The organism is Microlunatus sp. YIM B11417, assembly GCF_059617205.1.
The window spans coordinates 1,823,020-1,835,496 of record NZ_JCAMPJ010000001.1; the positions used below are offsets into that span (position 1 = coordinate 1,823,020).

Genomic DNA, 12,477 nt, shown 5'->3' on the forward strand with positions numbered 1-12,477 from the left:
TGCCTGAACGGCCCGTCCGGCAGAGTTCGCCGGCTCGGCCCACGGCAGGGACCAGGATGCAGGGGGTTGAGCGGAGGTTGCTCAAGTTCTGCCGCCGGTCGCGGCGAGACAACTGTTGGACCCAGTTCGTCACTCAGGTCACAATGGTATAAACCGGCGTGTGAAGTCCCTCGGGGGGCCGAGTCTGTACCTCAGCAGAGGTGGGCTCGGCATGGTGGGCGGCGTGCCTCGACGACTCGGGGACCGCAGCCTGCCCTCGTAGCGAAGGGAGGTGACCGGGGGATGGCCCAGGACGGTCCAAGCGACAACGGAAACGGACCGTCGAGGGGCGGCGTTCGCCGGTCGCTGTCGTCCGGGAAGCGGCTGATGTCCGGCAGCGAGTCGGACGGCTCGGTGAGCGACGACGTACGTGACGTCGGGGCCAACGCCAAGGCCGGCGCGACGCTCGGAGCCGTCGGGGGCGCCCAGGGCGCCTTCGTGGGAGCAGCGGCGGGCGCGGGCATCGGGATCGCCAAGAACCCGGCGACGAGGCGCCGGATCCTCACGGCTGCGGTCATCGCCGTGGTCGTCCCGGCCTATCTCATCGTCAATCTGATCCAGTCCGTCACCCAGGTCGGGGGCGCGATCGCGACCGACACCGGGTTCCAGGAGGAGCTCTCGTACGAGGCCGCGACGGCGGAGGGGCTGACGGAGAAGGAGATCTCGCTCTACAAGGTCGCCGCCGAGGGGTCCGGGACGACCTGGACCGTGCTCGCCGCGATCGACCGGTCCGCGGGCGACTGGACGAAGGCGGGCGATCCTCCGTACGGCATCAAGGTGGCGGAGTTCAACAAGGCCGCAGCCCCGTACGGGATCGATCGGCTGACCGCGGAGACCGCGAAGGACCGGCAGACCGCCGGCTATCTGCTGGGCCGGCTGTTCGCGGCGCTGATGGTCGCCGGGCCTGGCACCGATCCGCTGTCCGTGGACGCGGGCGCGGTGACGATCCCCGATCCGCAGGACGCGGACCGCTTCATCATCGGCATCAACCAGGACGACCCGGCGAGCGCGGGCGTGCACAACCGGACCCGGAAGGCGTTCGAGCAGGTGCTCTCCCAGCTGCCGACGTCGACCAGCGGTGATCAGGCCCGGGTCTTCGACGCCGCCTATCGCTGGGCGATCGGCCAGAAGCAGGAGCCGCAGGGGCCGCCCGGGTCCTGCACACCGGGGCAGATCGGCATGATCGGCCTGCCCGGCAACCTGCCCCGGCTGGACGGGTTCACCGACCTGCAGATCCGCAACGCGGCCGCGATCATCGCGGTGGGGAAGGCGCTCAAGCTGCCGGAGCTGGCCTGGCGGATCGCCCTGATGACCGCGCTGGTCGAGTCGCAGATCGGCGCCGACGGTTCGACGTCCCGGCCGGACCCCAACCACGATGTCGGGGTCTTCCAGGAACGGGCGCTGATCGGCTGGCACGCCGACGGGCGCACGTACGAGGAGAACGTCAAGCTGCTCAACGACATCCAGGTGGCGGCAAAGGCCTTCTACGTCGGCCGCAAGGTTACCGCCCAGAACGTCGCCGACGCCAAGAAGGAAGGTACGGAACCGGCCGGTGGTGCCGGCTATCACCTGCCCGGGCTGCTGCAGATCGACGGCTGGCAGACCATGCCGCCGGGCGACGCGGCGCAGAAGGTTCAGGGTTCGGCGTTTCCGGACCGCTACGCCACCCGGGAGGCCGAGGCGGTCACACTGATCAACGGTCTCGGCGGGGTGACCGGACCGGTGACGGCGACGGACGAGTGCCAGGGGCAGGGCGGCGACTTCGCGAACTGCCCGGCGACCGGCCTGCCGTCGGAGCGCGGACTGAAGCCGGACGCGTTGCGCACCCTGCGCTGCACCAAGCAGAAGTTCCCGGCGATCACCAACATCGGCGGCTACTACTACACGACCTGGGGCGAGCACCCGCTCTACCGGGCGGTTGACTTCATGATTCCCGGGTACGAGACGCCGGCGGGCAACAAACTCGGCGACGAGGCGGCCGAATGGCTCAAGGCCAATTGGCGCCCGCTGGGCATCATGTACATCATCTGGCAGGAACGCATCTGGTCCGTGGAGCGGGCCGACGAGGGCTGGCGCCAATGCGGGACGGCGGCCGCCGGCTGCTACTCCGGCCCGAGCGACTCCGCCGCGCACCGCAACCACATCCACGTGTCCGTGTACGGCAACAAGGGCGTCGTCGACACCGGCGGCGGGGACGGCAAGTGGGGCCTGCCGACGACGCAGAACTATTCGATCGGGCACGGCGTCTGCCTCTCTGGGAGCGGCGAGTGCTGGGGCTACGGAGGGCACACAGGCCAGGACATGTCGACGAACGAGGGCTCGCCGATCCTCGCGGTGGCCGACGGCAAGGTCGACTCGACCAAGGTGTACTGCGCGAATCTGACGAACGAGCAGCGGCGGAGCAACTTCGGGTGCTCGTACGGCCGCCTCGTGGTGATCGACCACGGCGGCGGCGTGAAGACCTACTACGCCCATCTGAACTCGTTCGGGCCCGGAATCAAGCAGGGAGTCGCGGTGAAGCGCGGCCAGGTGATCGGCACCGAGGGCGAGCAGGGCAAGGCGAGCGGGGCCCACCTGCACTTCGAGGTCCGGCGCGAGGGAGCGGTGATGAACCCGATCACGTACCTGGAACAGCAGGGGGTCCCGATCCGCTGCTCGCCGCAGATGACCAGCAACGCGGGACACGTACCCGCCGGGGACTGTTGACCATGGCGACGCGGAGTTCGACGAGTGTGGTCGGGATCGCACTGGCGGTGGTGATCGTTGTGGCGGTTGTGGTGGGGATTTGGCGGTCCGTCGCGTCGCGGGCGCCGGGAGAGTCCGGCGAGCCGCCGCAGCCGCCTGCCGCCACGACCAGCGCGCCGTACGAGCATCCGGGGGACGAAGGCGCCTCCGACACGCCGACGGCACCGCCGCCGACGAATGTGCCCAGCACGGGTACGGACGCTGACGAGCACAGCCGGCTGACGCCCGCCGAGGAGGCCGTGGTCATGAAGCGAGCAACCGCCTTCTGGAAGGCCTTTTCGGTACGAGATCCGGCGACCCGCGACCAGGAGTTGGCGAAGGTGACCGTGCCCTATCTGGCCAAGCGAATGTCGGTCCCGTCCACGTCGCGGATACCGGTCATCACCCCCGTACGGTCAGCGGTGGTTGACGGTACCTTTTCCCAGGCCACGGTGGTGTCCGAGGCGATCGGTAGCTCGCAGAACAAATGGTGGTACGTGACTTTGGTATTCGATCCGGTGACGGAAACTTGGTCGGCGCAGGCTTATGAGGAGGCGTCGCCCGGTCTCATCGCGGCGGCTCAGAAGATCATGAAGAATACGGAAGGGAGGTGAGGTGACGTGACCACCCCGATCGGACTCATCGGTCTGGATCCGCTCGCGATCCACCTGGTCAGGGCCGGATTCACGGTAGCCTCCAGCCCTGACCTGCGGATCGCCGCGGACCGGGTGCACGACCTCGTCACCGAATACGGCCCGGTCGGCTGCCTGATTCTCAACCAGCCGCGGGTGCAGAGCCTCATCCCGCGGATCTACCGCCACGTCAATCTGACCGTGCTCGGCACGGACCAGGACCCGATCGTCGATGACGGCGACGGCTACCGGACCTACCAGCTGCGGCCCGGCACCACCGTCGTCGACGTACTCAAGAACGCGGGCGTGGTCACCGACGCGATCGACCTGGACCAGCTCCCGCCGGGGCTGCAGTTCGAGCCCGACGGTTCGCTGCTGGACCCGAACCTGCCCGACTGGTCCGAGTGGGATCCCGACGCCGGGGCACCGCGCCGGGCGGCCGAACCGGAGGCTCCGCCGCATCCGGACGAGGAATTGTTCGCTGAGTCGGTACGGCGAGCGCTGCGCGGTGGGGCCATCCGGACCGGCGAGGCCGAGGTCTTGTTCGCGCTGTCCGGGTCCGGCGGCGTCGGCAAGTCGTCGCTGGCGCTGTCCGTGGCCAACCGGGCCGCGAACCGGGGGCGCCGGGTCGTGCTCGTCGACGCCAACCTCGGCCAGCCCGACCTGGCCACCTTCCTGCGGGTTGCCGACGGCAACCTGCCGACCGTGTTCGACGCGATCCTCGACGACAACGTCCGGACCGGCATCATCTCGCCGCTGCAACTGAACCGGACCAGGGATGCGCGGCTGTCCAAGGTCAACTTCGCCTTCATCCAGGGACCGACCGCGGAACAGCTGGCCACCGGCCGGATCACCGCGTCGGTGCTGGCCGGCATGATCAGCCAGGTCCGCCAGTTCGCCGACCTGGTCGTGCTGGACACCCAGATCCTGGAACGGGACGACCCGCGCGACCTGGTCTCGCAGGTGATCGAGCCCGAGCTGGGCGCCGGCGGCTGGGCGCTGGCCGTGACCGGCATGTCGACCGCCGGGCTGTCCAACCTGATCGAGGTGATGGAGCGGCTGATCCGGCTCGGCGTGAATCCCAGCCACGTCATGTCCTTGATCAACAGGGTGCCGACCAACATCGCGCTGCACAACCAGGATCGCATCGTGGCCGCGCTCCGCGAACTCTCGGTGCACCTGGGCACCATCTGGGAGGACAACGAGATCCTGTCCCGGATGAACGCCGGCGAACTCGCCTCCGACCTTCCGGTGTGCGCGAACATGATCGATGTCGTGCTGCAGCGGATCTTCGACATGCCGGTCGAGGCGGCGCCCTATTCACCGGACTCGGGCAAGGACCGCCGTCGCTGGTTCCGGCGGCGCGGGAAGGAGGCCGGCTGATGAAGACGGCCAACGGTGCACGCAAGCTCAAGAACGTCGACTGGTGGGACGAGCCGGACACTCTGCCGGTCGTCGTGGACCCGAACCGGGGCAAGGCCCGCCGCCGGGTGATCACGATCTACCTCTGGGTCTCGGCGATCCTGTTCCCGTTCCTGATCTTCACCGTGATCGTGCTGGGTGTCCGTACGCTCTCGCCGCCCACGTCGTCGGCCGGCAGCGGCAACGACCTGACCGTGACCCGGGAGGCGGCGCAGGCCCAGGTCGAGGTCGAGAAGTGGCTCGCCAAGGTGCCCTCACCGCTTCCCGGCGGCCGCGTGGTCGCGTACACGGGCTCGGTCAGCAAGCCCGCTGAACAGCGCGACGGCCAGGACACCGAGCAGCGCACGCTGACGACCTACTCCTTCGTCCTGGCCGATCCGCAGGGCAAGATGTTCGACACCAGCATCCAGTTGGTCAGTGGTGCGTCGGGCGCGGTCGCTCTGGCCCAGCCGGCGTTGGTGCCGATCCTGCCGCCTGCCGTGGACGCGGCCGGACAGGGTGAATGGCCGTGGCCCGGGGTGAGTTCGATGGCGGCGGCGCCCGAGTACGCGCAGGCCGTCAACGCGTGGGCCAAGGCCTACACCGGTGGCGATCCGGCGGCGCTCAAGCTCGCCGTCGGCGACCCCGCCGCGAACCGGTTCTACATGCCGCTCACCGGTGTCACGTTCGCCGAGGTCTCGGTCGGTCAGGTCGGTGCGGTCTGGGCCGAGGGGCAGGACCGGGCCCAGGAACCGAAGCCGCGGCAGGCCCTGCTGCGAGTCACCGTGTCCGCCGTCTGGACCAGCCAGCCGGCGGCCACTCAGAATCCGACGCTGACCTACGACCTGCTGCTCGACCGGGCCGACACCGCGGCACCTGCGGTGGTCGCCTGGGGCCCACCCGGGACCGAGCTGAAGCCGTACAGCAATGCCGTCGGGCGCGATCCGGGAACCACCCGGTGAGCCCGGCCTTCCGGTGAGAAAGGGGCGATGATCATGGCGACGCGTCGCGGAGCGGGCCTGAACCAGTTCTCCACGAAACCGACGTACTACACGACCCTCGGGCCGACCTACCCGGGTGGCCGGTGCCGCTCCAGCATGGACGGCACGGTGTGGCTGTACCGCTCGGTGCCCCTCAAGCCGGTCGTCGACGCCCGCGACGACAAGTCGGCCATGGAGGCCATGACGCCGTTGTTCCGGGCCTTCGTGGAGTTGGCGGGCCTGGTGGACGCCTCCTCGAACCGGCGCTACACCGCCCGCTCGTCGTACCGGCGGGTCCACGCGTTGTTGATCAACATCCAGGAGAACTTCCATCTGCCCTGGACCCATCCGCTGGGCACCTATCTGAACAAGGGATTCGGCGAGGAGCCGATCGACAACCGGCTGCTGCTGTTCGGTGTCCAGCTCAACGACAAGGTCGGTGGCGGCGGCGGGTTCCGGGACCGGGTCGACTCGCTGGCGGCCTTCTTCAAGGACGGCCTGATCCCGTTGGCCGACTTCGACGAGGACTACGCCCGGGTCGACGCCGCGTTGGCTCGGTGCGGCCTGATCGTGCCGCGGCCGGAGCAGCTCAAGCTCGCGGACGCGTACTGGAATCTGGGGGAGACCCCGGCCACGCCGCGGCTGAACCATCTCGAGCACATGCACGTGTTCCACTCGCCGGACTCGATGCGGATCGCCGAGATCGTCGGCACCGAGAACTGTGAGGCGCTGGAGGCGGTGCCCGGGCAGAGTGCGGTGACGTACGCGTCGGTGACGGAGTTCGACTTCGAGTTCGACGCGCCGACCGACCCCGTCGCGCACTGGGTGTCGACCTTGATCGACGAGGGCGCGATCTCGGTCTCGGTCCGTGGCCTGATCGAGCCCGCGAAGATGACCAGGAATCAGTTGCGGACGCAGCGGAAGCGGTTCATCCGCGACATCGAGGACCGGCGCAAGCAGGGGCAGTTGTCTCGGAGTGAGCAGGACGAGATGCTGATGAAGCTCGGCCAGGTCGAAGATCATTACGGCAAGGGCGGCGCGAACCCGTCCTTGATCGATGCCAGTGCGCTGGTGGCGTTCTCCGGGATCAAGAGCCTGGACACGTTCAACTCGGCCAGCAACCCGATCCGGCTGGCGCCGATGACGCTGCTGCAGCCGGGGGCGATGGCGGAGACCTGGTTGTGTTCCAACGTACGGGCCAATCCGAAGCTGCACGACATCCCGGTCCAGGTGATCGCAGCGTCCGGGATGACCTCGCTGTCCTTCGTCGGCGACGCCGACGGGGCGCTGGTCGGCTTCACCGAGCGGGACCGGCAACCGGCCTGGCTGTCGCCGAAGGCGGCGTCGGCCAAGGACAAGCTGCCGTTGTTCCTCTGCGCCGCGTCGACCGGTTCCGGCAAGACGATGCTGTTGTTGAACCTGGCCGACCAGTGGGCCCGCGGCGGCGAGTCCGGCGTGATCATCGACCCGAAGCAGGGTTCCGATCACTCGGCCGTGGTCGAGGCCTGTGGCGGGCAGACGATCCGGTTGGACGACATCCGTTCCGCGGATGGGATCTTCGACCCGATCCGGTTCTCGGCGAGCACCGAGGTCGGGGTCGAGCTGGCGAGCTCGATGCTGTTGTCGATCAACGTCTGGGGTGACAGCGCGGCAAAGGCCCGGGTGGAGCAGCCGCTCGGCGAGGCGCTCCGGTACGGCGTCGAACAGGGGGCGACCTGCATCGGCGAGGCGCTGGCGATCGCCGACCGCGAGCTTGATCATCTTCCGGAGGACATGATCAGGCGGGTACTGTCCGAGGCCCGCAACTCGGCCACCTTCTCCGCACTCTGCGGTACGGATCCGCAGTCACAGGCCCTGACCGTGGCCGAGGGGATCACGCTGATCATGGTCGGCGACAATCACCTGAACGTGCCGCTGGCCGGACAGGCACCGGACGGACTGGGGCAGCGGACCGCGCTGGCCCTGGTCCGGATGATGGTGTTCGGCTCGGCGGCGGCGCTGCGGTCCCGCGGCGGCGGCTTCGTGTCGCTGGACGAGGCGTGGATGTTCCTCGGTGCCGGGGCGGCCGAGGTGGAGCGGCTGGGCCGACTGGCCCGGTCCCAGCGGGTGCTGCCGCTGCTGTTCACCCAGCGGGTCACCGACGCCCTGGAAGCCGGCCTGAAGGGCTACATCTCCCGGCTCGCGATCGGCCCGCTGGAGGACGAGGACGAGGCGATCGCGGCCTGCCGGATCGCCGGCCTGAACCCGGACCGCTACAAGGCGCGGATCATGCTGCCGGGCACGCTCGGCGGTGATTCGCACACCGGCGAGCAGCCGAACTGGGACTCGATGCACGCCCTGAAGAGCCCGCGGAACTCGCAGATCCTGCGCGGATCGATCTTCATCTACCAGGACCTCGACTCCCGCGCGGTGCCGACCGAGATCCGGCTGACCGACGAGTTCCACCGGCTGGCCTCGACCAACCCGGAGGACGTGGAGGCCCGGAAGCGGGAGCGCGCGGAGAGCATCCGTCAGAGCTCCGAAGGGCTGCTCGTCTGATCAGCGCCCGCGGAGATGGGCGAGCCGGCGGCGGCAGTCGTCCAGCTTGCCGCCGACCGGTTGGTGCGGGTCGGCGTAGCTGACGCCGTGGTAGTGCCGACGGCGGCGTCGGACAGCAGATGATCAAGTCCGTGCGTCCGCATCGCCAAGGTGGCGAGGCCGAAGGTGTCGGCGAACCCGGCCAGATCAGGGTCGGCGGAGATGATCACCGCCGAGGACAGCCCGATCACGTCGGCCACCCGGCGGAACGTTTCGGTGTTGCGGACCAGGGCGAAGGCCGGGTGGCAGCGGACCTTGTGCCGGCCGGGGAAGGCGCCGGGTTCGGCGTCGTCGACCGCGATGCGGAGCTGCTGCAGCCGGCCCCGCCACAGGTCCCGGCTGCTGCCCGGGCCCTCGGACTCCTCGAGCCAGGCGAACCGCGCCTGGACGGCCCAGGCACCCGGCGCCGCCGTCAGCTCCGTGACCATCCGGTCGACGGTGGCGTTCTCGATCACGTAGCTGTCGGCGTCGGCGAACAGGAAGTGATCGGCGTCGTGATGGCCGGCGACGAAGTCGCGCATCACGTCGCCGTGGCTGTTCGCCGCGGCTGCGGCGGCCGGCCAGCGGGACCGGGCGAACCCGGCGCCGAGCTCGGCGCAGGCCCGGACCAGCGCCGGCAGGCCTTGATCATCGGAGTGGTTGTCCATGATCGTGATCTTGAGCCGGCCGGAGTCGATCATGGTCCGGTGGGCGGCGACCAGGGTCCGGAGCGCCAGCTCGGCGAACTCCGACGTGTTGTGGTTGACGATGCAGGCTTCGGTCCGCACCGGCTCAGCGTACGTCAGCCGAGGTGGTACTCACCCGGATCGTCGGCGAGCAACGGCTCGACGCCGAGGGCCGAGCGGTCGACCGGGACGCCGTCCTTGATCACCTCGCGGATCCTGCCGTAGTTCTCCGGGGCGGCCAGGGGATCGGCGTCCAGGACCACCAGGTCGGCGGCCTTGCCCGGCGTCACCGTGCCGTAGCGGGCGTCCTGCCGGTACGCCTCCGCGATGTAGGCCGTGGCGGACCGGAGGACCTCCATCGGAGCCAGGCCGAGCTCCCAGGCCGCCTTGATCCACAGGAAGTGGCCGCGGCCGATCTGGGTCGGCATGTCCGGGACGGTGTCCTCGAGGATGCCGGGCCGGAAGCCGGCGTGCTGCTTGACCCGCCGGCCGTAGGCGAACGCGTCGGTGGTGAGCAGTACCCGGGCACCCTGCTCGATCATGGCCCGCTGGTTCTGCTGTGCCGTCCGCCGGCTCCTGCCGTGCTCGGGCCGGGCCTGCTCCAGCCAGCCGAGGTAGTCCTCGGTGACCATCAGGGCCATGCAGGGCAGCTGCTTCTCGACGATCTCCGCCATCAGCTTCTCGGGGATCGGCGTCTCACCGGTCTGATCGGGATGCTGGAGCAGATCGTTGCCTGCTTCGACCTCCATCCGCAGCGACTCGACCGTCGTCGTGTGCGCCTGGACCAGCCGGCCCTTCTCGTGGCACACGTCGACGATCCGCCGCTGTGCCTGCTCGGAGAACAGCAGGAAGCCCTCGGTCCGGTGATCGGAGGCGGCGTACTTGAGGAAGTCGACGCCGGTCGCGTCGAGATAGCCGGCGATCGCCTCGCCGATCTGGTCGATGGTCAGCTGGACGAGCCTGGTGCCGCAGCCGAACTCCCAGTACTCGTTGATCCGCTTGATCGTCGCCGGTTCGAAGGTGAGTCCGGTCTTGAAGAAGTCCTGCGACATCGGCCCGTCGAGCCCGATGATGTTGCCGGCGCAGAAGAACCGGGAGCCGATCCGCTCTCCGGCGTTGATCGCGTCCCGCGCGGACACCAGCGCGGCGGCCGGGCCCCAGGTGTCGAAGACGGTGGTCAGCCCGTACTTGAGGGCCAGCTCGGCCGCCTCGAGGGCGAGCTCGTCGTAGCGCCCCTCGAACTCCAGCAGGGTGTCCGGTGTCCGCGCGGAGACGAGGTGGATGTTGGCATCCATCAGCCCCGGGATGACGTAGGTGCCGGTGAGGTCACGGACCGTCGCATCGTCCGGGACCGCGACGGAGCCGGTCGGCCCGGCGGCCTCGATGCTGCCGTTCATGATCACGATCGTCGCGTCCTCGACCGGGTCGGCTCCGGTGCCGTCGATCAGGGTGACGTGCTGCAGGACGGTGGTGCCGGACATGAGACTCCGTTCCTCGAGGCTGTCGAAAAGGCTATCGCGGTACGTCAGCAGGGGGTCAGGGCGCCGCGTCCCAGAAGGCCAGCAGGGCCGGCGCCAGAGCCTCCTTCTTCTGCATGGGCAGGGAATGCGTGGCGTCCGGCCAGAACTCGACCGCGGCGTCGGGTCGCAGCCGGCGCAGTCGCTCGAGGGCCACCGAGCCGCCGGCCAGCGACTTGGTGCCGGCGAGGTCGACCCGCAACGGCATCGACAGCGAACGCCACTCGGCATCGCTGAGCAGCCGCGGCACCGGGAGCTTCGCGTCGAACTGGGCGGCACCGGTCTCGATCATGATCGACAGCGGCGTCCGCTCCCGGACCTCGGCCACGGTGACCCCGCCGAGCTCGGCCAGCGCGCGGTCCTTCCAGGTACGGAGGAGCGGGAGCAGGGTGATCGTCGCCCAGAAGAAGCTCGACACCGGCGGCGCCCGGAGCACCAGGGCCGGCTCGAGCAGCGTCAGCGAGGCGACCTGGTCCGGATGCCGGAGGGCGTGGATCGCGGCGTTGGCGCCACCGAAGCTGTGCCCGACCGTGTGCACCCGGTCCAGGCCGAGGCCGGTGATCAACTGGGCCGGCCACTCGGCCTGATCATCGAACGACGCGAGCGGCCGGGACTGGGTGGAGAGCCCGGCGTCGCCGATCGCGTCGGCGGCGATCATGGTCCGCCGACCGATCCAGAAGGGCAGGTTCTCGGCCCACATCGGAGCCCCGGATGCCTTGCCGGGCAGGAGAAGCACCGGGGCACCGGCACCGTCCGCGGCCCACTCGTAGGCGCGGACGGTGCCGAAGTCGGTCGGGACGTCGAGGGTACGGGACGGCTCCGGGAGCGACCGCAACACGGTGCGGTACGCCTCCTCGTACGTCGAGCGTCCCGCCTGGCTGCGCCAGGTCCCGACCCTCGTGATCACCAGGCGTAGTCCTCCGGCGCCGTCTTGTGGCCCGGGAAGAGCTCGTCCAGCCGGTCCAGCGTCGCCTGGTCGAGCGTGATCTCCACGGCACGCAGGGCACCGTCGAGCTGCTCCTGGATCCGCGGGCCGATGATCGGCGCGGTGACCGCGGGCTGGTGCAGCAGCCAGGCCAGGGCGAGGTCACCGGGCTCGTGGCCGAGTTCTGCGGCCAGGTCCTCGTACGCGGTGAGCTGCTCGCGCTTCTCCTCGACTGCCTGGGCGGCCCGGCCCTCGAGCCGGCGGACGCCCTCGTTCACCTTCTTGATCACGCCACCGAGCAGCCCGCCGTGCAGCGGGGACCAGGGGATGATGCCGATGCCGTAGTGCTGCGCGGCCGGGATCACCTCGAGCTCGATGCTGCGCTGGACCAGGTTGTACAGCGACTGCTCGCTGACCAGGCCGAGGTAGCCGCGCCGGTTCGCCGCCTCCTGCGCCTGGGTGATGTGCCACCCGGCGAAGTTCGAGCTGCCGCTGTAGAGCAGCTTGCCCTGCTGGACGGCGACCTCGACGGCCTGCCAGATCTCCTCCCACGGCGTGTTCCGGTCGATGTGGTGGAACTGGTACAGATCGACGTAGTCGGTCTGCAGCCGCTTCAGGCTGGCGTCCAGCGCGCGCCGGATGTTCAGTGCGGAGAGCTTGCCCTCGTTGGGCCAGGGACCCATGTCGCCGTACACCTTGGTGGCGAGCACGGTGCGCTCGCGGCGGCCGCCGCCGGTGGCGAACCAGCGGCCGATGATCTCCTCGGTCCGGCCGCGGTGATCGGGACCGCCGTACCCGTTGGCGGTGTCGAAGAAGTTGATCTCGTTGTCGTGGGCCGAGTCCATGATCCGGTGCGCGTCGGGCTCCGGGGTCTGCGGGCCGAAGTTCATCGTGCCGAGGCACAGGCGGGACACCTTGAGGCCGGTGCGGCCGAGCTGTGTGAACTGCATGTCCACTGACACTAGTCCGCCCGGAACAGCGCCGTCAGTGGGTGTCCCGGTCGCCGGATCGTGGTCC

At 69.5% G+C, this 12,477-nt stretch carries 9 protein-coding genes; 5 read left to right on the forward strand and 4 right to left on the reverse strand.

The genetic code is table 11. The annotated features are described in order from the left end of the window. The first annotated feature begins 366 nt into the window (after positions 1-366). The 5 genes from AC6CCG_RS09040 to AC6CCG_RS09060 are packed head-to-tail and all read left to right on the forward strand — an operon-like array spanning position 367 to position 8,314. Positions 367-2,745, forward strand: a complete 2,379-nt coding sequence (locus tag AC6CCG_RS09040; protein WP_496654160.1) for a M23 family metallopeptidase — start codon at positions 367-369, stop codon at positions 2,743-2,745. A gap of 2 nt (positions 2,746-2,747) precedes the next feature. After that, the gene (locus AC6CCG_RS09045; RefSeq protein ID WP_496654161.1) at positions 2,748-3,377 is read left to right on the forward strand and encodes a hypothetical protein; all 630 of its coding nucleotides are present in this window, start codon (positions 2,748-2,750) and stop codon (positions 3,375-3,377) included. A 6-nt stretch (positions 3,378-3,383) separates the two neighbouring features. After that, positions 3,384-4,778: a nucleotide-binding protein gene (locus tag AC6CCG_RS09050; RefSeq protein ID WP_496654162.1), complete on the forward strand. Its 1,395-nt coding sequence runs from the start codon at positions 3,384-3,386 to the stop codon at positions 4,776-4,778. Beyond that, complete coding sequence (locus AC6CCG_RS09055; RefSeq protein WP_496654163.1) at positions 4,778-5,758, forward strand: hypothetical protein; 981 nt, start codon at positions 4,778-4,780, stop codon at positions 5,756-5,758. The genes AC6CCG_RS09050 and AC6CCG_RS09055 overlap by 1 nt, the downstream gene beginning before the upstream one ends. A 27-nt stretch (positions 5,759-5,785) precedes the next feature. Then, positions 5,786-8,314, forward strand: coding sequence for an ATP-binding protein (locus tag AC6CCG_RS09060; RefSeq protein ID WP_496654164.1), 2,529 nt, complete (start codon positions 5,786-5,788; stop codon positions 8,312-8,314). Here AC6CCG_RS09060 and AC6CCG_RS09065 read toward each other — a convergent pair. Genes AC6CCG_RS09065 through AC6CCG_RS09080 form a run of 4 tightly spaced genes read right to left on the reverse strand, consistent with a single transcriptional unit; the run spans position 8,287 to position 12,410 of the window. Further along, positions 8,287-9,120, reverse strand: coding sequence for a hypothetical protein (locus AC6CCG_RS09065; protein ID WP_496654165.1), 834 nt, complete (start codon positions 9,118-9,120; stop codon positions 8,287-8,289). The genes AC6CCG_RS09060 and AC6CCG_RS09065 overlap by 28 nt on opposite strands. Before the next feature lie 14 nt (positions 9,121-9,134). After that, the gene (locus AC6CCG_RS09070; RefSeq protein WP_496654166.1) at positions 9,135-10,499 is read right to left on the reverse strand and encodes an amidohydrolase family protein; all 1,365 of its coding nucleotides are present in this window, start codon (positions 10,497-10,499) and stop codon (positions 9,135-9,137) included. A gap of 55 nt (positions 10,500-10,554) precedes the next feature. Then, positions 10,555-11,442: an alpha/beta fold hydrolase gene (locus AC6CCG_RS09075; RefSeq protein WP_496654167.1), complete on the reverse strand. Its 888-nt coding sequence runs from the start codon at positions 11,440-11,442 to the stop codon at positions 10,555-10,557. Beyond that, on the reverse strand, positions 11,439-12,410 hold the full coding sequence (locus AC6CCG_RS09080) for an aldo/keto reductase (protein ID WP_496654168.1): 972 nt from the start codon (positions 12,408-12,410) through the stop codon (positions 11,439-11,441). Before AC6CCG_RS09080 ends, AC6CCG_RS09075 begins: the two co-directional genes overlap by 4 nt. Between the last annotated feature and the right edge of the window lie 67 nt (positions 12,411-12,477).

Coding starts and splice junctions, on each gene's coding strand:
- AC6CCG_RS09040 (WP_496654160.1), top strand. CDS start 367: ATGTCCGGCAGCGAGTCGGACGGCTCGGTGAGCGACGACGTACGTGAC.
- AC6CCG_RS09045 (WP_496654161.1), top strand. CDS start 2,748: ATGGCGACGCGGAGTTCGACGAGTGTGGTCGGGATCGCACTGGCGGTG.
- AC6CCG_RS09055 (WP_496654163.1), top strand. CDS start 4,778: ATGAAGACGGCCAACGGTGCACGCAAGCTCAAGAACGTCGACTGGTGG.
- AC6CCG_RS09060 (WP_496654164.1), top strand. CDS start 5,786: ATGATCATGGCGACGCGTCGCGGAGCGGGCCTGAACCAGTTCTCCACG.
- AC6CCG_RS09070 (WP_496654166.1), bottom strand. CDS start 10,499: ATGTCCGGCACCACCGTCCTGCAGCACGTCACCCTGATCGACGGCACC.
- AC6CCG_RS09080 (WP_496654168.1), bottom strand. CDS start 12,410: ATGCAGTTCACACAGCTCGGCCGCACCGGCCTCAAGGTGTCCCGCCTG.